Annotated in this window: 17 protein-coding genes and 1 riboswitch; of the genes, 9 read left to right on the top strand and 8 right to left on the bottom strand. The window is 39.3% G+C overall.

Annotated elements, in window-relative coordinates; all coding sequences use genetic code 11:
* Positions 1-376: 376 nt before the first annotated feature.
* The 3 genes from IC610_RS00500 (at position 377) to IC610_RS00490 (ending at position 4,654) form a co-directional block, all read left to right on the top strand.
* Positions 377-2,380, top strand: a complete 2,004-nt coding sequence (locus IC610_RS00500; protein WP_191734728.1) for a BCCT family transporter — start codon at positions 377-379, stop codon at positions 2,378-2,380.
* A 377-nt stretch (positions 2,381-2,757) separates the two neighbouring features.
* On the top strand, positions 2,758-3,552 hold the full coding sequence (locus IC610_RS00495; protein ID WP_191734727.1) for an alpha/beta fold hydrolase: 795 nt from the start codon (positions 2,758-2,760) through the stop codon (positions 3,550-3,552).
* Positions 3,545-4,654, top strand: a complete 1,110-nt coding sequence (locus IC610_RS00490; RefSeq protein ID WP_191734726.1) for a PAS domain-containing sensor histidine kinase — start codon at positions 3,545-3,547, stop codon at positions 4,652-4,654. Before IC610_RS00495 ends, IC610_RS00490 begins: the two co-directional genes overlap by 8 nt.
* A 268-nt stretch (positions 4,655-4,922) precedes the next feature.
* Here the strand turns inward: IC610_RS00490 and egtB are convergent, their stop codons facing one another.
* Together egtB and egtD are read right to left on the bottom strand one after the other, a co-directional pair.
* The gene (gene egtB, locus IC610_RS00485) at positions 4,923-6,113 is read right to left on the bottom strand and encodes an ergothioneine biosynthesis protein EgtB (RefSeq protein ID WP_191734725.1); all 1,191 of its coding nucleotides are present in this window, start codon (positions 6,111-6,113) and stop codon (positions 4,923-4,925) included.
* A gap of 16 nt (positions 6,114-6,129) precedes the next feature.
* Positions 6,130-7,107, bottom strand: coding sequence for an L-histidine N(alpha)-methyltransferase (egtD, locus tag IC610_RS00480; protein ID WP_191734724.1), 978 nt, complete (start codon positions 7,105-7,107; stop codon positions 6,130-6,132).
* A 410-nt stretch (positions 7,108-7,517) separates the two neighbouring features.
* Between egtD and IC610_RS00475 the strand changes: the two genes are divergently transcribed.
* Positions 7,518-7,847, top strand: a complete 330-nt coding sequence (locus IC610_RS00475) for a hypothetical protein (protein WP_056078149.1) — start codon at positions 7,518-7,520, stop codon at positions 7,845-7,847.
* 96 nt (positions 7,848-7,943) lie between these two features.
* Here IC610_RS00475 and IC610_RS00470 read toward each other — a convergent pair whose 3' ends face one another.
* On the bottom strand, positions 7,944-8,300 hold the full coding sequence (locus IC610_RS00470; RefSeq protein ID WP_191734723.1) for a hypothetical protein: 357 nt from the start codon (positions 8,298-8,300) through the stop codon (positions 7,944-7,946).
* Positions 8,301-8,658: 358 nt separating this feature from the next.
* Positions 8,659-9,723 carry an NADH:flavin oxidoreductase gene (locus tag IC610_RS00465; RefSeq protein WP_191734722.1) on the bottom strand — a complete coding sequence of 355 codons (1,065 nt, stop codon included), beginning with the start codon at positions 9,721-9,723 and terminating at the stop codon, positions 8,659-8,661.
* Positions 9,724-10,007: 284 nt separating this feature from the next.
* Between IC610_RS00465 and IC610_RS00460 the strand changes: the two genes are divergently transcribed.
* Complete coding sequence (locus IC610_RS00460) at positions 10,008-10,367, top strand: winged helix-turn-helix transcriptional regulator (RefSeq protein ID WP_056078138.1); 360 nt, start codon at positions 10,008-10,010, stop codon at positions 10,365-10,367.
* A 54-nt stretch (positions 10,368-10,421) separates the two neighbouring features.
* On the opposite strand, the gene IC610_RS00455 is transcribed toward IC610_RS00460, so the two are convergent.
* The 4 genes from IC610_RS00455 to IC610_RS00440 all read right to left on the bottom strand — a co-directional run bounded on the left by IC610_RS00455 (position 10,422) and on the right by IC610_RS00440 (position 12,619).
* Positions 10,422-10,754: a CCC motif membrane protein gene (locus IC610_RS00455; protein ID WP_191734721.1), complete on the bottom strand. Its 333-nt coding sequence runs from the start codon at positions 10,752-10,754 to the stop codon at positions 10,422-10,424.
* Positions 10,755-10,902: 148 nt separating this feature from the next.
* Positions 10,903-11,229, bottom strand: a complete 327-nt coding sequence (locus IC610_RS00450; protein WP_056078133.1) for a CCC motif membrane protein — start codon at positions 11,227-11,229, stop codon at positions 10,903-10,905.
* Positions 11,230-11,246: 17 nt separating this feature from the next.
* Positions 11,247-11,525 (bottom strand): DUF2752 domain-containing protein, encoded by a 279-nt coding sequence (locus IC610_RS00445; protein ID WP_191734720.1) that lies wholly within the window; start codon positions 11,523-11,525, stop codon positions 11,247-11,249.
* Between the two features lie 47 nt (positions 11,526-11,572).
* On the bottom strand, positions 11,573-12,619 hold the full coding sequence (locus tag IC610_RS00440; protein WP_191734719.1) for an NADH:flavin oxidoreductase/NADH oxidase: 1,047 nt from the start codon (positions 12,617-12,619) through the stop codon (positions 11,573-11,575).
* Between the two features lie 477 nt (positions 12,620-13,096).
* Between IC610_RS00440 and cdd the strand changes: the two genes are divergently transcribed.
* The 4 genes from cdd (at position 13,097) to IC610_RS00420 (ending at position 18,358) form a co-directional block, all read left to right on the top strand.
* Positions 13,097-13,579, top strand: coding sequence for a cytidine deaminase (cdd, locus tag IC610_RS00435; protein ID WP_191734718.1), 483 nt, complete (start codon positions 13,097-13,099; stop codon positions 13,577-13,579).
* A 36-nt stretch (positions 13,580-13,615) separates the two neighbouring features.
* Positions 13,616-13,762: riboswitch (cobalamin riboswitch) on the top strand.
* Positions 13,763-13,879: 117 nt separating this feature from the next.
* A complete protein-coding gene (locus IC610_RS00430; protein ID WP_191734717.1) occupies positions 13,880-15,901 on the top strand; it encodes a TonB-dependent receptor plug domain-containing protein in 2,022 nt (673 codons plus the stop codon).
* A gap of 15 nt (positions 15,902-15,916) precedes the next feature.
* Positions 15,917-17,041 carry a YncE family protein gene (locus tag IC610_RS00425; protein WP_191734716.1) on the top strand — a complete coding sequence of 375 codons (1,125 nt, stop codon included), beginning with the start codon at positions 15,917-15,919 and terminating at the stop codon, positions 17,039-17,041.
* Between the two features lie 27 nt (positions 17,042-17,068).
* Positions 17,069-18,358: a DUF5074 domain-containing protein gene (locus IC610_RS00420; protein WP_191734715.1), complete on the top strand. Its 1,290-nt coding sequence runs from the start codon at positions 17,069-17,071 to the stop codon at positions 18,356-18,358.
* Positions 18,359-18,378: the final 20 nt, after the last annotated feature.

Here is an 18,378-nt window from a genome sequence, read left to right as displayed (position 1 = left end):
AAGAATATATAATGTGTACATTAGAATCACATATGGCTGTTGCTGCATAATTTTTAGTTAGACTCGGAAAGTCAGTTTTAGTTTTATACTTTGTGATGGCTTCGGGATTGTACAGCATATATTTAAATTTTAAATCTTCAGATCAATATCATTTTTTAGTATTACAATTACAGAATCTTGTACCTCATCCAGTAAAAAACAGTCTGTAATTATTAAGTCTGTATCTCTGTTCAGTTCTATATCAAAGCGAAGTTACCGTAAAAATATTTTTGTCCAATATTTGCAAATGTACACTCCGGCGGACTGAGCCATCTTTTTTTTTACTCACGAATCTATTTTTAGCTTACATTTATATTTCATAAACACACCAAAAAGCATGAAACTGAGAACTACCCTTAAGCAGGGAATTACCATTCCGAGTCTTATCTTTATCGTGGGAATCTGCCTTATTTCCGCAATATATCCACGCCTGACGGAGGCACTTCTTACCGTAGTGAAAGGATTTATTTTTGTAAATCTGAACTGGATTTATGTCTGGGCAGTTACCATTTTCGTGATTTTTCTGGTTTACATTATGACTGGGAAATACGGAAATATCCGTCTTGGCAGAAATGACAGCAAGCCGGATTATTCATTTTTCTCATGGCTGTCTATGCTTTTTGCAGCCGGAATGGGAATTGGACTGATGTATTTCAGCGTTGCTGAACCTATGCAGCATTATTCTAACGGTATTTTCGCAGGTAGACCTCCCATAGAGCGGGCTCAGAATGCACAGCTCTACACCTTTTTTCACTGGGGCGTTCATGCCTGGGCAATTTATGGGGTCGTAGGTCTTGCGCTGGCCTATTTCTCTTACCGCTACCGGTTGCCTCTGTCGCTCCGCAGCTGTTTTTATCCGTTACTTAAAGATAAAATTAAAGGAAAATGGGGAAATGTAATTGACATTTTTGCGTTGTGCAGTACTTTTTTCGGAATTACTACCACGCTCGGATTTGGTGTGGTTCAGATTAATTCAGGACTGGTGAAAATGGGTATTCTGCCGGAAACGGGTTTTATTTATCAGGCCGTTATTGTTGCAGTGCTTGTCACACTCTCTGTTCTTTCTGCTGTGAGCGGATTGGATAAAGGGGTAAAACTCCTGAGCAAAATCAACATTATTGCGGTGGTAATCCTCCTCCTTTTTGTGTTAATTACCGGACCTACTGTCTATCTGATCGGAAGTTTTACAGAAGGCATAGGCACCTACCTCAACAGTTTTTTCTCACTCACTTTTAATACCCACGTCTATGAAGAAAATACCCAGACCTGGTTTTATGACTGGACGATTCTGTACTGGGCATGGTGGATTTCATGGTCGCCATACGTTGGTCTGTTTATCGCCAGGATTTCCAAAGGCCGTACGATCAGGGAATTTGTATCCGCAGTACTGATTATTCCTACTTTATTTAATTTTATCTGGATGTCTGTCTTCGGAAACAGTGCCATCTGGCTGGACATGAACGCCGCAGAAGGACAGCTAAGCCAAATGGCCAGTGATTCTGACGGACTGATGTTTAAATTCCTCGAATACCTGCCTTTTACAGATGTGATGAGCATATTTGTAATCCTCATTATTCTGATTTTCTTTGTTACTTCTGCCGACAGCGGCATATTTGTGATGAATAATATCGCTACCAAAAACGCAAGAATATCACCGAAATGGCAGACTGCAGGATGGGGAATTCTTCTTTCTGTTCTCGCACTCATGCTTTTAAATGCCGGCGGACTTGCCGCTTTACAGAGCATGACTCTCATCACTGCCCTTCCCTTTTCTGTAATTATGCTTCTCTTTATCGTAAGTCTCATCAAAGCGCTGATGATTGATAAAAATTATTACGAAAGAAATTTTTCAAGCACCACCGTTCCATGGTCAGGTGAACACTGGAAAGAACGTCTGAAACAGATTGTGTCATTCAATGATTCTGCTTCTGCAGACCTTTATATCGAAACCACAGCAAGAGAAGCTTTTGAAGATCTGTTGACAGAATTTTCAGCCAACGGAATTGAAGCGAGAATAAATTCCGAAGAACAGCCTAAAAAACTTGAAATCGAAATCAAATATGACCTCATCAACAATTTCATCTATGGTGTTAAAAGTGAGTCGAAAATTATATCTGAATTTCTTTTAAACGAAGAAAATCTTCCTGATTCTGAAGAAAACCGTGTTTATTTTCCGAAGTCTTATTTTGGAGACAACAGGGAAGGCTATGATGTAAAACTGTTTACAAAAAACGAACTGATCTCCGACGTTCTGAAGCATTACGAAAGGTTTATTGATATTATATCAGAGGAGAAAAACAGTATATTTATCAGCAGTGATGCCAATCACAGGTTTAAGTGACGGGGGATGCGGGTGGGTATGAGGGTTTGGGTTTGAGAGTTTGAGAGTTGTAGGGTGCGGGGTGAGTGATGAGTAATGATTAATGAGTAATGAGTAATGAGTAATGGGTAATGGGTGATATGTAGTGAGTTATTCTGTTTGAGAGTTTGAGGGTTTTAGGGTGTGAGGGTTTTAGGATGCGGGATGCGGGGTGTTAGTGTTTGGTGTTTGGTGCGGATGACAATTTTCAAATTGTTATAAGTGTCCAAGTAGATTGATCTTTTGTTTGGATGGTGGGGAAAATGGGATGCTGGGGTGTGGTCGTCTAAATCTTTATGAATCTGAGAATTAATAAATATTTCAGATTTAATTGAGTAGATTTGCAGAAACTATACTCTATGAGCGTTCTCAAAAGAAATAATGTCACAATAAAAGGAAGCGGAGAGAATGTAATTTTCTTTGCTCACGGTTTCGGCTGTGACCAGAATATGTGGCGTTATGTTTCACCTGCTTTTGAGGAAAAATATACCACTGTGCTTTTTGATCACGTAGGTGCAGGAAACTCAGATCTTTCTTCGTATTCTTTTTCAAAATACAGCCACCTTGAAGGCTATGCTGAGGATATTGTAGAAATTGCACAGGAGCTTAAAATCTCGGATGCCGTATTTGTAGGACATTCCGTTAGTGCCATTATGGGTCTTATAGCCACAAAAATGGCTCCAGGTGTTTTTACAAAACTGGTCATGGTTTCCCCCTCTCCTTCCTACATCAACGATGAAGATTATGTAGGCGGCTTCAGCAGACCGGAAATTGATGAGCTTCTCGGTTCCATGAATGACAATCACCTGGGATGGTCAGCAACAATAGCTCCCGTGATTATGGGAAATCCTGAGAGAGGAGAACTCGCACAGGAACTGACCAACAGTTTCTGCAAAACAGATCCTGAAATAGCAAAACACTTTGCCCGCACAACATTTTTAACGGATAAACGCGATCTGCTCGGTGATTCAGAGATTCCTGTTCTCATACTTCAATGCAGCAACGATGTTATCGCACCGGTAGAGGTTGGCCAATATATGCATAAAAAAATGATTGGAAGTACTCTGGTAGTGATGGATGCGATAGGGCATTGCCCCAACCTCAGTGCTCCCGAAGAAACAACCAAAGCGATAAGAGATTTTTTAAATGACTGATATTCCATCAAGTAATTTTTCTGAGGATTTTGAAGACTTTTTTGAATCTTCACTGTGCGGATTTGTCATCGCAGACGCCCATGGGAAAATCACCAGAATCAACTCCCGTGCAGCCAAATGGCTCAACAGCACGCCCGAACAATTGTCGGGAAAACGTTTTTCTGAACTTCTTGCAGTTGGCGGCAGAATCTATTTTGAAACCCACCTCTGGCCTTTACTGCGTATACAGGGACATTTTGACGAAGTTTCTGTAGAACTCACAGATACCGGCAATGGCAGAATTCCCGTTTACATCAACGGCTACGAGAGAAAAGACGAAAATAATAAACCCCTCTTTTTCCGGTTCACACTTTTTCAGGCAACGGACAGACGTCTGTATGAGGAAAATCTTCAGATGGCTAAAAAGCTTGCGGAAAAGAACTTAGATACAGAGCAGCAGCAGGCAGTTATCCGGGAGCAGTTTATTGCTGTGCTGGGTCATGATCTCCGGAATCCCCTCGGTGGAATTATGAGTGCTGCACAGCTTCTTACAAGATCTGAACTGAGTGAGCGTGACAGAAAGCTGATGAACATCGTACATTCCAGTTCAAGAAGAATGTATGAAATGATCAACAATATTATGGATCTTGCCCGTGGCAGGCTGGGTGGCGGAATTACAGTTACCCCAACCACCGTGGATCTTGAACAGCTGCTGAATGAAGTGAGCAGCGAACTGAAAGTTTCTGTACCGGACAGAATTATTGAATCTGATTTTAAAATCAGTACAACCATAGAATGTGATCCCGGCCGGATTTCACAACTGGTTTCCAATCTTCTCGCTAATGCAATAACTCATGGTTCATCTGATACTCCGGTACTCATCAACGCTGAGACTGCAGAAAAATTCTGGGAGATTTCTGTCACCAATCAGGGACGGAAAATCAATGAAGAAGCGATAGGCAATCTTTTTAATCCTTTCCACCGTGAGGGCACAGACTCCAATCAAAACGGTTTGGGACTGGGACTTTACATCTCGTCAGAAATAGCCAAAGCACACAGCGGTGTACTTTCTGTACGTTCGGATGATGATTTTACCTGCTTTACGATGCGGGTGGAATTGTAGGAGTTTGAGGGTGCGGATGCGGGATGCGATACTGGGTTTGAGAGTTTGAGGGTTTTAGGGTACGAGATGCGGGATGCGGGTGCGATGTTGGGTTTGAGGGTTTGAGAGTTTTAGGGTACGGGATGCGGGATGCGGGATGCGGGGTGCCGTTGTAGCAGCCAAAATATTATGTTGGTTAGTTTGAGGGTACGAGATGCGGTTGATTGGCATTGCCTGTGATGGTGGATGGATTTGGGGTTGAGGATATTGTAGGAATTTTGAGTGTTCATTATTTTGCCAGTCTGATTCCGGTGAACTGCCATTTCAGGTTGGTAGGGAAAAAATTACGGTAGGTTTTGCGGCTGTGGTCGGGCGGGGTGGCTTCGGAAGCTCCGCGGAGAACCATCTGATTAATCATAAATTTACCATTATACTCTCCTACTGCTCCGGCTTCCTTCTTGAATCCCGGGTATGGAAGATAAGCAGAATTAGTCCATTCCCAACGTCTTCCCCAGTCGAAATGGTCAGAAGCTACCTCCCACTCTGCTTCGGTGGGAAGTCTCATTCCCTTCCATGAGGCAAATGCTGAAGCTTCAAAGAAACTGATGTGACAAACCGGATCAGACAGGTCAATTTCCTGTAAACCGTTGAAGGTATAATTCATCCAGACTCCATCTACTTTGTGCCAGTACAGCGGTGACTGAGCGTTTGTCATTTTTACCCAATCCCAGCCTTCTGCGTGCCAGTGTCTGAAATCTTCATAACCGCCAGCGTTCATAAATTCGAGATATTCCCGGTTGGTAACAGGTTCGGTGGAAATTTTAAAATCGTTCAGATACACTTTATGTCTGCCCAGTTCGTTATCGAAGCAGAAACCTTCGCCTTCATAGCCAATTTCATATACTCCTTCAGGGAAAGAAATCATTTCTGAGGGCGCTTCAGTCCGTTTTTCTGAAACCTGATCGGTTGTGTAGGCAGGGAAAAGCGGATTGTGTCCTAAAATATATTTGATATCGGTTACCAGTAATTCCTGATGCTGCTCTTCGTGGTTTAAACCTAACTCGACCAAATCAGCCAGTTCAGGTGTAAAAAAGCTGCTGTCGAGAAAGTCGTTCATGTGACGGTCTACATATTCACGGTATCTGAACACATCGGCTACCGATGGTCGGCTTAAATTTCCTCTGTCGGTGCGGATTACCCTTGCTCCTATTGTTTCATAATAGCTGTTGAATACAAAATTGTACTGTTCATCAAAAACTTTATAATCCGGAAAATGGGGCTGCAACAGAAAGGTTTCAAAAAACCATGTGGTGTGACCTAAATGCCATTTCGGCGGACTTACATCTACCACGGGCTGCACCACGTAATCTTCAGTTTCCAAAGGTCTGCAGATCTCCACAGACCGGTTTCTGATTTGAGTAAATCGCTCCGAAGCTGTAAGGTTGAATATTCTGTTTTCAGGTGCGGTTTTCGTTTCCATTGCGTTTAGTTTTAAATTATACAGTCCAGATTGAATCTACAAACCATTCTTTAGAATCTTTAATTTCATTTACAATTCTGAACCACGATTCTTTAGCCAGATTCTGAATATCTTCAGGAGAAAATTTCTGTGAAATCTCCATATCGATGAGTTCGTTTTCTTTAAAACTGATCATGTGATTACCGATATGGATTTTCTGTGCCTCAAGACTGACCAGAAAACTTCTGCAGGCTCCTGATACAGGGTCATAGGTCTGATAATGTTTAAATTTATCCAAATCAAAATCCGCATCCAGTTCACGGTTCATTCTTTCAAGTAAATTTAAATTGAATGAAGCGGTGATTCCGGTTTCGTCGTTATAAGCTGCCAGTACCGTGTGTGGATTTTTCTTAAGATCAAATCCAGTAATTAAAAGATCACCCGGAGTGAGTCTTTTTCTCAATTCCATGCAAAACTGTAAAGCTTCTTCAGGTGGCATATTTCCGATATTTCCACCGAGAAAAAGAACGACTTTTCTTCTGTCTGAAAGGCGTGTCGCTCTATCAAGCATATCAAAATAATCGCCTTCCAGAGGAATAATATTCAGCGAAGGAATTTTTTCAGACAGATTTTCCTTCAGAACCGAAAGTATATTTCCTGAAATATCAATCGGCATATAGCTGAAATCGCAGTCGAGAGTACACAAATGCTCCAAGAGGTATGATGATTTCATTGCATCCCCGGCTCCCAGTTCGATCAGATCAAAAGGTGTGGAAAAACCAATGGCAGAAACCAGTTTCTCTGTTTTATTCTTAAAAATATCCAGTTCACACTGGGTAAGGTAATATTCAGGCATAGCCATAATCTGCTGAAAGAGGCGGTCACCGTTTTTGTCGTAAAAATATTTGGAAGAGAGTTTTTTGGGATGAGCAGACAAGCCTTCAATAACATCTTTCAGGAAAGTCTGCGAAGTGCAGTTCTCAGTGAGAGTCGCCGGTTCGCAAGGTGCATTCATAATAATTTGATTTGGTTTATTTTTCAATGCAAGTATCTTGCCGAGGGTGGAATGAATTTGTAAATGTGGTATGTGTGTTGGAAGGTGCGGGGTGCGGGATGAGTGGTGCGGGATGCGGGGTGCGGGGTTCTTCGCTCGCAATGATGTTGGCGTTGTGAGGGTTGAATTTGAAAATTATCGGGAGGTAATGCTTTTAATTTAGATGACATTAAAATTTTGAGTTATATGACATTAAAATTCTGTCAGCTATTTGGATGATTTTAAAAAGAATTGAGGGTAATCTTTGAGTTCCAAAATGTGTTGATGAACATTGTCGAATACTATCTTAAAAATGATTGGTTCTAGGTCAAGTCTGTCTTCAATTTTTCTTGGCAAGCAATTTGTGTGTTTATCCCCAAAATCAAATCAATATGAAAACACCAGCGAAATTCGCACTAGGCATCGCAGCAGCGGTAGTGGTAGGTGGAATTACGGTACTTGGATTCCGGAAAAAGAAGCCACAGGCTCCGAAAACTTTTACAGCACCGGACGGAAACACTTACTCTGAAAATCAGATCTACCGTACTGTTGACAACCAGTATTTTAAAAACGGTAAGGAGATCAAATATCAAACGCCTGCGCAAAGTATAGAAGATACCCACGGACATTTTGATCCGGCAAAAATTAAATCAGATTTTAAAAATCATGATGCTCCCAATCCACAGGTTGACTACCATCAGCGTGGCGTAAGACACAGATAAACGATACAGATTATTTTTTACTAAGAACATTGGCTTTCGGAATATCGAAAGCCAATGTTTTTTTAGTCGAAATTAAGTTTCAATGGATGTTTTAGATTAGTTTAAATATTTAGAATTGCTGATTCTAACACAATATTCACTTCCTAAATAGCGTGGATCGCCGTGCTTTTCAGACCAAAATCCATCCAGAATATTCTCATTCATGCACCGGTAGACAGCAACTCCTTTAAAAATCTCATTTTCTTCAGATTCATACTGGAAATTGATAACAAGAATATTGTTTTTAAAAAAACCTTTCCCGGTCTGAACATGTTCGCCGATCATCCATTCTGCGATGATGCGGTTATTCTCGTCAAGGTTTAAAGTTAAAATTCCCTGGTAAGTAAAATCATCTTCCATTACCTGATTACTACCTTGAATCGTGTAGCTTCCAACTAAATCGTGAACTGTCATTTTTTTTGAAAATTAATGACTGCAAATGTAGACAATTGTGATTATTGAATGATTTAAATAATAGCAGGCGTATCGTATTTAATTTTTTGTTCCAAATTATGGAATCCATTAAATTTTAAATGAACGTCCGTAATTATTAATGACTTGGTTTTAAAAGTTTGTCTGTCTTTGTATAAAACTGGCTAAAGTCCGTTTTTACTGATATCAAGAAGACTTATAATTCCTGACTTTTATTATTTAATCATCTCTAATAAAAGAACAACGCAGCTTTCAGATAATGAAAACCGCGTTGTTTAGAAAAAAATAAATAGGTAAATTATATGTTCTTTTGATCTAACAAATCAATATTTACTGTTGTTTAATATAAAACAGCAAGACTTTCTGCCGAGAAATTTTCCAGCTCATCTGTTTTATTGTCTTTAATTTTTAAAACCCATTCCGGATCCTGAAGTATTGCTCTTCCAACTGCTACCAAGTCGAAATCGCCCCTTTCCAGTCTGCGGGTCAGTTCAGTAAAATCGGTTTTCTTTTCAGTTCCTTCTCCAGCGAAAGCTTTCATAAAATCACCGTCAAGACCTACAGAACCTACAGTAATCGTGGGCTGACCTGTAATTTTCTTTGCCCAGCCTGCAAAATTCAGATCAGAACCTTCAAATTCCTCTTCCCAAAAACGTCTTTGCGAACAGTGGAAAATATCAACTCCCGCATCGCGTAATGGCAAAAGCCATTCTTCCATCTCTTCAGGCGTATTGGCAATTCTTGCTGTGTAATCCTGCTGCTTCCACTGAGAAAGTCTTAAAATAATGGTAAAATCTTCACCCACTGCTGCCCTGATCGCTTTTACAACATCTACCGCAAAACGGCTTCTCTCCGAAATTGTTTTTCCGCCGTATTCATCAGTTCTTGTATTGGTTCCTTCCCAGAAAAACTGGTCAATCAGGTAGCCATGCGCTCCATGTATTTCCAAAACATCAAAGCCCAAATCCTTCGCAGCCTTCGCAGATTCTGCAAACTTGGTGATGGTATCTTTAATGTCTTCCAAAGTCATTGTGGAAGCTTTTTCCATTTCTACTAAAGGATAATCTTCAGAACTTCTGGTATCTCCCACGTGCCAGATTTGTGGTCCCATTTTTCCACCATTCTCGTGTACGGCATCAATGACATTTTTCCAGCCGTTCAACGCGTCAGTTCCGTAAAAATCCGGGATGTTCTGAATATTTTTTGAAGCCGGTCTGTCGATTACTGTTCCTTCAGAAAGAATCAGTCCTACCTCAGCTCCTGCCCTTCTCGCATAATAGTCAGCGATCTGTTGTGTAGGAACTCCTTTGTCTGACTGCGCTCTGGTCATGGGAGCCATTACTATTCTGTTTTTCAGTTCTAAATTTCTGTATGTAAATGGTTTAAATAATGATTGTATGCTCATTTTCGTTACTGTAATCTAATTGTTACACAAAGTAACTAATAATAGTTCATATTTGTATCTTTTAGTATAAAATAGTGGTAACTTTGCAGTAACATTTGATAGTAACTTTGAGGTAACCCTCAATTATCGGTATGAAATAATGATTAATGAATAAAAAAGCTCTACATTGTAAGTTCATATTTAAGCTTTTCATTATCATACTTTTAATTGAGAAAAATTGTAACTATTAAGTGAAATGCTCTACTAATACAACAACTAAAAAACTAAACTTAAATCGAATTATTATGAAAAAAAATGAACTGATGGCTTACAGCTGTCCGCTTGGGAAGGCGATGGCGGCATTGGGAAGCAAGTGGAAACCCATTATTGTGCTCGTTATTAAAGACCGTAAACTTCGTTTTGGTGAACTGGCGGCAAGAATCAATGTGATTTCCAGAAAAGTACTTACCGACCAGCTGAGAGAAATGGAAACCGATGGTCTGGTGATTCGTGAGGAATTTAAAGAGATCCCTCCAAGGGTGGAATATTCACTTACTGAAAAAGGTCTGGCTCTGCTGCCCATTATGTTTCAGCTTGAGGAATGGGAAGCAAAATACCAGGATAAGGATAAAAAATTCGATAAAGACTGTATTGCTACAGCCTGACTGAAAAAGCAAGACCGCTCGGAATGAGCGGTCTTTTTAATTGTAAAAAGGTTTTTATCTGTTTTGTAATTCTTCCATTCTCTCTTTCATCAATTCCGGATCTGAAAGTGCTTCAAAACCGATCAGCGAAATGTACCAAATCATAAATGCCAGGAAAAGCACGCCTAAAACAACTCCTATAATTGCTAAAATTCTTCCTGTATTCAGGTTGCTGTAGTTATTGTACAGTTGCGGATTTGCCATGTACAGTTTTTTATCCTTGCTGTACAAAACCAGTGCGATTACGCCACAGATGATCCCTGGGATTCCGTAGCAAAAGCATGCTACCAGCGATAAAATTCCTAATACCAGCACTGCCGTAGCATTGGGTAAACTTTGTTGATTCATAATTTATTAATGTTTATTTTTTTTATTGAGCTGTATCTGCAACTGTAGTTTCAGATATGCAGAAGTTTTGATGATATTAAATCTTTGCTGTTATATCAAAAGAAAGACCGCAATGACGCGGCCTTTCGGTAAAGTTGTTAATTTAATTTCAGCCTCTTCCCATGTTGGTGATTCCACGCATCTGCTCCATGTATCCATCCCAGCCAACTGTAGCAAGAATATATACAAAATAAAGAACCTGAATAGCTCCTAAAACTAAGCCGATAATGGATAAAATCCTACCGGTATTAAGATTTTGAAAATCTGTGTAGACAGCAGGATTTTGATCATACAACACTTTGTCTTTGTTGTATAAATTCATCCCGATTAATCCACAGATAATGCCTACAAGACCTGAACAGCAGCAGGTTCCTACGATAGATACAATGCCTAAAACAAGTACCGTGGTAGCGTTTGGTAATTTTTGTTGTTCCATAATTTATTTGTGATAGTTTAAATTCGTTTATAAAAATAAGAAATTACCATGATTAGTGCATTAAGTATTCCTAAAATAACTAAGATATTTCCATAGTTTCTTTTCCGGTCTACAAATGTGAGAATTACCGTGATGAAAAAGAGCAAAACCGTGTACACCGCGGGAAACATGTGAAATGCTTCCACAAACTTCCCCTGAAAAACCAGCACAACCGCCCTCTGTGTGCCACATCCGAAACATTCTATTCCGAGAAATTTCTTGCTTGGGCAGCTGAGCATGTAGTCTTCTATTTTCATTTTTGGAGGTTAAGGTTGAGGTTAAGGATGGAAGCAATTCTTTTTAATTACAGTTTTGCGCGGAGGTACTGGTGTGGAAAGAAGCAGTCTTTGTGAGCTGAAAACGAGCTTTGTACCGCTAAAAAAGGATTTCTGAGAATCTCTCTCGCCACAAATATAAGGTCTGCATCATTCTGCTGCATGATGTATTCTGCCTGTTCGGCGCTGGTAATTAATCCAACGGTTCCTGTTTTTACATCAGCTTCTTTTTTCACCTGACCTGCCAGATGAACCTGATACATTGGCTTCACCTCTATTTTTGCCCCATGGATATTTCCACCGCTGGAGACATCAACTAAATCAACACTGTGATCTTTCAGAACTTTTGCAAGTGCCACACTGTCGCTGATATCCCAACCACTTTCTGCATATTCTGTACCGGAAATTCTTACAAACAGTGCTACATTTTCATTGAGTTCTTCATTTACTGCGTCAACAATTTCAATCAGGAAACGGCTTCTGTTTTCAAAACTCCCGCCATATTCATCTGTTCTGGTATTGGATAGCGGCGACAGGAACTGATGAACGAGGTAACCGTGAGCAGCATGAATTTCTATGACATCGAAGCCTGCATCTACAGCTTTTTTGGCTGCAGCTTTAAAATTCTGAACCTGCTCTTTTATTTCTTCTACACTTAAAACATGTGGAATTCTCTCTGTTGGATGATACGGGATCGGGCTTGGAGCCAGAGTTTCCCAGCCTTCTTCAAGAGAAATCTGCTTGTTTTCCCATGTAGAACCTTTTCTGCCCGCATGTGCCAGTTGAATTCCAATTTTGGATTCTGTATTCTGATGTACGAAATCAACGATTCTTTTCAACGAATTTGCCTGTTCATCATTCCAGATTCCCATGCAGTGATTGGTGATTCGTCCTTTTGGTTCTACAGCAGTAGCTTCCACGAAGATTAAACCTGTTCCGCCCTGAGCACGGCTTACGTAATGCACAAAATGAAAGTCATTGGCAAGTCCGTTATCGCTGCTGTACATGCACATTGGCGACATTACCCAGCGGTTTTTAAGTTCTACATTTCTGAAGTTGATCGGTGTGTATAACATGAAGTTTTTGTTTTAAAAATTTAAAAGTACGAAATAAGAGTGAAAGTTGGGGAAGGTTATTAAAAGATTAGACCAAGAACAAGACTGCTTAAAGAAATATTATCATCCTCTAAAATAACTGATAATTATCTGTTCTTTTGCCTTGAAGCAAAAGAACCAAAAGTTCAAGACTTGGAAATCCTTGATTCGACGAAGTCAAACTCGGCTAAAATTTCAAATAAATTCCTAAAATTTCCAAAACTCGGGCGGAAAGAAGACTAATCTTTTTAAACGACATTTTTGCCGCCACTCAAACAGTGGAAATTTCTTAACGGAATTTTTTTAAATTTTTTAACGCCTCCGTTTCCAAAGTCAATTTTAATCGATTGAATATCAGTCATATTAAAGACTTAAATCTAAATACCAAGAAGGTTAGAAAAAACAAATTTTGTCACCGTTGTAAATTGTTTTACTTTTAGCTTCCTTTATTAAATTTGAATGAAAAAAGATTTTCAGATCCATTTTGAGCATTTTACAGCAAAAAACGAGTTGACAGAAACCGAAATTTCCCTTTTGAAAACGGCGAAAAAAGCACGGGAAAATGCATACGCTCCGTACTCTGATTTTTTGGTTGGCTGTGCCGTGCTGCTTGAAAATGGTGAAATATTTTCAGGCAACAATCAGGAGAATGCCGCATTTCCTTCCGGACTTTGTGCCGAGCGAACTGCTGTCTATTGGGTTGCAGCCAATTTTCCGGATGAGAAAATCAGCAAAATCTTCGTAGTGGGTGGTCCACGGGAATCTTCCAGTAAAACGCCTCCTATCCCACCATGTGGAAACTGCCGTCAGAGTCTGATGGAATACGAAACGAAACAGAACCAGAATATTGAAATCTATTTTGCGAGTCTTACCGATGAAATTTACAAAGTCAGCTCAGTAAAAGATCTGTTGCCTTTCTATTTTGATTCCAGCTTTTTATAGATTCTGTAAAAAAGTCATTCTTAAATTATTAATTTCTCATTGTCAGTTCTTATATAAAAGCTTAAATTTGCAAGGTTTTAAAAAAGGGAATTCGGTGTAAATCCGAAGCAGACCCGCTACTGTAAGTATTTTCAGAAATTCAGAAAATATAAGTCAGATACCTTTCTAAAGCATTTTTTTGATGAAGCTTTCGTGGAATGAAGCGCAGTCGGTCCTTTTCCCTTTTTGCATTACGCAAAACAGGTTATTACCTTCTACCTATTCATTCAGAACGAATCTTCCGGATTTTATTTAAACTAAATGAAATATTTTTACTCTTCTGCCCTGCTGGTAATGCTCGCTGTACCTACATCTGTTTTTGCACAAAAGACAGCGTCAGACAGTATTGAAACGACCGTAATCCGGGATATTATCTTTAACCGGAAGCGTCAGGAGACCGGGGTTATTTCTTCACAAAAACTCTCGGGAGCAGAACTCGAAAAACTCAACAGTACTTCTGTGGCAGATGCTGTACGGTATTTTTCCGGAATTCAGATTAAGGATTACGGCGGAATCGGTGGTATGAAAACCGTCAACATCCGAGCGATGGGAACGCAGCACGTGGGGGTTTTCTATGACGGAATCCCTATAGGCAATGCTCAAAACGGAACCGTTGATCTTGGAAGATTTTCACTGGATAATTTAGAATCCATTTCACTATATAACGGACAGAAAAGCGAAATTTTTCAGGCGGCGAAAGACTTCGGTTCCTCAGGTTCCATTTATTTACGAAGCAGAACGCCTGTTTTTATCAATTCAAAAAAGACCAATGTTAATTTTAATTACCGTTCAGGATCTTTCGGTGTGGTAAATCCTTCCATTTTATTAGAGCAGAAACTTACGGATAACATCAGTATTTCTTTAAATACGGAATATCTTACAGGACACGGACGATATAAATTTCATCAAAAAGTGGCATTGCCGGACGGTAGTTTAGGTTGGGAACGAAGCGGAATCAGAGAAAACGGTGACATTGAAGCTCTCCGTGCAGAAGCTGGTGTATTCGGGAAAATCAATAACGGAATTTGGAAACTCAAAGGTTACTATTACGATTCTGAGCGAGGTGTTCCGGGTGCCATCATCAGAAATGGGGATATTTCTTCAAGCAGACAATGGGATAAAAACTTTTTTGTGCAGGGAAGTTTTGAAAAAGAAATTTCATCCAGATACAAGTTTCAGATCAACTCTAAATTTGCTGATGATTATACAAGATATTACAATGATAATCCGGGCGGAACTCCTTTATTTATTGACAATGTTTATAAGCAACAGGAATTCTATGTTTCTACAGCACAACAGTATTCACCGTATAAATTCTGGAAGATCAATCTTTCCGCAGATTATCAGTACAATACTTTAGATTCAAATCTAAGGCAGTTTGCCTATCCTCAGCGACATACAGAACTGATTGCATTGGCGACACAGTTTGATTTTAATAAATTTAAAATTCAGGGAAGTGTTTTGGGAACTTTTGTTCAGGAAAAAATTGAAAACACGACGTTTTCCGTTCCTCAAAACCGTTCAGAGTTTACACCGACTGTTTTCGCATCCTATCAGCCTTTTGCCGCAGATTTTAAATTACATGGTTTCTATAAAAGAATTTTCAGAATGCCGACTTTTAATGACTTGTACTATGCAGAAGTCGGAAGTTCGCAACTGAGACCTGAATTTACCAATCAGTATGATGTAGGTTTTACCTATAATAAAGATTTTGAAACAGGCGTTTTACAGAATATCAATATCATCGCTGATGCCTATTACAACAGAGTTCAGGACAAAATTATTGCATATCCGAAAGGGCAGCAATTCCGCTGGACGATGACGAATCTGGGTGAGGTTGAAATAAAAGGCGCAGACGTTTCGGCACAGGCCATCTGGCTTCTTTCGCAAAATCTGTTATTCAGCAGCCGATTTACCTACACTTTTACAGAGGCTTTAAACATTACAAAATCCAACATCACATCCTATTACAGAAATCAGATTCCGTATACTGCAAAACACAACGGAAGCATGCTTCTGGGAATCACCTACAAAGACTGGCAGCTGAATTACAGCTACATTTACGTTGGCGAGCGCTACAATATGTCCGAAAATATTCCTGAAAACTACGAACAGCCATGGTACAGCAGCGATATTTCCGGAACACGTGAATTTAAACTTAAAAACTGGAAATTCAGACTTGGCCTTGAGGTGAATAATCTTTTAGACCAAAACTACAGCGTGATTAAAAATTATCCGATGCCGGGCAGAAATTACAGGGTTAATTTGAGAGTTAACTTTTAAAAGCAGAATTTAAAAATGAAAAATATACAGATACTTTTAGCTTTTCTTTTTATTCTCAGCATTCATTCTTGTAGAGAAGATTACGATTATATCAATTACGGAGCGACAGTTTCGGGAGTTCAGGAGCCTGAAAACATCAATATTAAAGGGCTTTACGTATTAAATGAGGGAAATATGGGCAGCAATAAAGCGTCAATAGATTTCTTTGATTATTCTACCGGAGGTTTCACCAAAAATTATTACAATGCCCAGAACCCAACCGTTGTCAACAGCCTTGGAGATGTTGGAAATGACATTAAAGTATATAAGGATAAACTGTATGCAGTAATCAATCTTTCCAATTTTGTTGAAGTGATGGATGCCAAAACAGCAAAACACATCGGCGAGATAAAAATTCCAAACTGCAGGTACATCAATTTTCATGGCAACTATGCTTATATCACGTCTTATGGAGGTGCCGTAGGCGTCTCGCAGCCTGGTTATGTGGTGAAAGTAGATGTAAATACTTTGCAAATCGTAGGTCAGGTTGACGTTGGGAAACAGCCGGATGAACTTGAAGTGGTAGGCGACAAATTATACGTTGCCAACTCCGGGGGCTACAGCTATCCCGATTATGACAACACTATTTCTGTCATTGACCTGAATACTTTTACCGAGATTAAAAAAATTCCTGTTGCCATCAATTTAAGTAAAATTAAAAAAGACGATACCGGAAAACTTTGGGTGACTTCAAGAGGAAATTTCGGAAATATTCCCGCTAAAACTTATGTTTTAAATCCTCAGAACGATCAGGTTGTTAAAGAAATAAATCTACCCATCAGTGATTTTTCTATTATTGAAAACAGGCTGTACTATTTCAGTTATGAATATACATCTAGTGGAACATCCAGCGGTTACGGAATTATCAATACTGACACTTTCGCACAAACGAGCAGCAATTTCATCACAGACGGAACTCAGTCTCAAATTGTAATTCCTTACGGAATCGCAGCTAACCCCGAAAACGGAGATATTTTTATTGGCGATGCCAAAGATTACACTTCATCCGGCGAACTTTTCTGCTACAACAAATTCGGAAAACTGAAATGGAAAGTACAGACCGGCGATATCCCGGGACATTTAACCTTCTTATATAAATAATTTACAATCAACAATAATTCAAGAAAAATGAAACAATTTTACTCTAAATTTTTAAGACTGAGCTTTACAGTGGCAGGTTTCGCCCTGATGTCTGCACAATATTCTAACGGATATATCGTGGCTAATGAAGGAAATTTCGGTTCTCCTACAGCAGAAATATCTTATATCGATGCCAATAATAACTTAACCAATAATGTTTACAGTTTAGCTAATAATGGTGAAGCTTTGGGAGATATTTTGCAGTGGCTTTATTTTAATGGTGACAAATCTTATATGGTTTTGAACAATTCAAACAAAATAGTTATTGCCAACAGAGCAAGTTTTGTAAAGTCTGCTGTTATAAACACTAATCTTGATTTGCCAAGATCTACCACCATTGCAAACGGAAAAATTTTCACTACCAATGTGGGTGATTTTGGCAGTGCATCACAATTTGTTTCTGTGCATGATGCAACTACTCTGGCATACATCACAAGCATTCCGTTAAGTCAGGATCCTGAAGAAATTATTACGGTAAACGGAAAAGTATATGTGAATAAATCTTCCTACAGAGCCGGAAACAGTATTGATGTCATCAACCCTGCAACAAATGCAATTACTAAAACCATCACTCTAAGCAGTGGATTGCAGTCGATGACAGTAATAGGAAATGACATTTTTGCTCTGTGTACAGGTTCAACGGGTTCGACTGTTTATAAAATCAATACAACAACGGATACTGTTGCGGCAAGCGTTTCCAACAGTTCTGTAGTACCACCATCAGCTTATGATGCTTTGAAATTTTCATCAGACGGCAACAACCTTTACATAGCAGGAGCCACGAGTGTCTATTCTCTGAACGCAGATTTGGCAGCGTTTAGCAGCACGCCGATTTTTACGACAACACCAAGCACAACGTATGGTGATTACTACGGTTTTGCAGCCATTGACGGTAAAATTTTTCAGGGAAATGCGAATAGTTTCGGACCTTCATCAACAGTAAATGTTTACAATCTTACAGGAACTTTGCTTAATACATTTACAACAACAATTGGGGCTAATAATTTTTACAAAAACGTATTCGTACCGGGAAGTCTTTCTACAGTTGAAACGAAAGTGAATAATATTGTTTCAATCTATCCAAATCCGGTTTCAGAAGTTCTTTATGTAAAAAATGCTGACGATGCAAACTTTAAAATTGTAGATCTTTCAGGAAGAATTGTAAAATCCGGTGTTTATCAAAACGGAATTACGGTTTCAGGTTTAAATAAAGGAAACTACATCATTCAGATTTCAGGGAAGAATATCCAGACAACTGAGAAATTCATTATTAAATAACTGAATACAAATATTTAAAC

This window comes from Chryseobacterium caseinilyticum (genome assembly GCF_014837145.1).
GTDB lineage: Bacteria > Bacteroidota > Bacteroidia > Flavobacteriales > Weeksellaceae > Chryseobacterium > Chryseobacterium caseinilyticum.
This window is presented reverse-complemented; position numbering and strand designations above follow the sequence as displayed.

Bases quoted from the DNA above. Each gene is read 5' to 3' on its own strand.
- IC610_RS00500 (WP_191734728.1), top strand. From the start codon at position 377: ATGAAACTGAGAACTACCCTTAAGCAGGGAATTACCATTCCGAGTCTT.
- IC610_RS00495 (WP_191734727.1), top strand. From the start codon at position 2,758: ATGAGCGTTCTCAAAAGAAATAATGTCACAATAAAAGGAAGCGGAGAG.
- IC610_RS00490 (WP_191734726.1), top strand. From the start codon at position 3,545: ATGACTGATATTCCATCAAGTAATTTTTCTGAGGATTTTGAAGACTTT.
- egtB (WP_191734725.1), bottom strand. From the start codon at position 6,113: ATGGAAACGAAAACCGCACCTGAAAACAGAATATTCAACCTTACAGCT.
- egtD (WP_191734724.1), bottom strand. From the start codon at position 7,107: ATGAATGCACCTTGCGAACCGGCGACTCTCACTGAGAACTGCACTTCG.
- IC610_RS00475 (WP_056078149.1), top strand. From the start codon at position 7,518: ATGAAAACACCAGCGAAATTCGCACTAGGCATCGCAGCAGCGGTAGTG.
- IC610_RS00470 (WP_191734723.1), bottom strand. From the start codon at position 8,300: ATGACAGTTCACGATTTAGTTGGAAGCTACACGATTCAAGGTAGTAAT.
- IC610_RS00465 (WP_191734722.1), bottom strand. From the start codon at position 9,723: ATGAGCATACAATCATTATTTAAACCATTTACATACAGAAATTTAGAA.
- IC610_RS00460 (WP_056078138.1), top strand. From the start codon at position 10,008: ATGAAAAAAAATGAACTGATGGCTTACAGCTGTCCGCTTGGGAAGGCG.
- IC610_RS00455 (WP_191734721.1), bottom strand. From the start codon at position 10,754: ATGAATCAACAAAGTTTACCCAATGCTACGGCAGTGCTGGTATTAGGA.
- IC610_RS00450 (WP_056078133.1), bottom strand. From the start codon at position 11,229: ATGGAACAACAAAAATTACCAAACGCTACCACGGTACTTGTTTTAGGC.
- IC610_RS00445 (WP_191734720.1), bottom strand. From the start codon at position 11,525: ATGAAAATAGAAGACTACATGCTCAGCTGCCCAAGCAAGAAATTTCTC.
- IC610_RS00440 (WP_191734719.1), bottom strand. From the start codon at position 12,619: ATGTTATACACACCGATCAACTTCAGAAATGTAGAACTTAAAAACCGC.
- cdd (WP_191734718.1), top strand. From the start codon at position 13,097: ATGAAAAAAGATTTTCAGATCCATTTTGAGCATTTTACAGCAAAAAAC.
- IC610_RS00430 (WP_191734717.1), top strand. From the start codon at position 13,880: ATGAAATATTTTTACTCTTCTGCCCTGCTGGTAATGCTCGCTGTACCT.
- IC610_RS00425 (WP_191734716.1), top strand. From the start codon at position 15,917: ATGAAAAATATACAGATACTTTTAGCTTTTCTTTTTATTCTCAGCATT.
- IC610_RS00420 (WP_191734715.1), top strand. From the start codon at position 17,069: ATGAAACAATTTTACTCTAAATTTTTAAGACTGAGCTTTACAGTGGCA.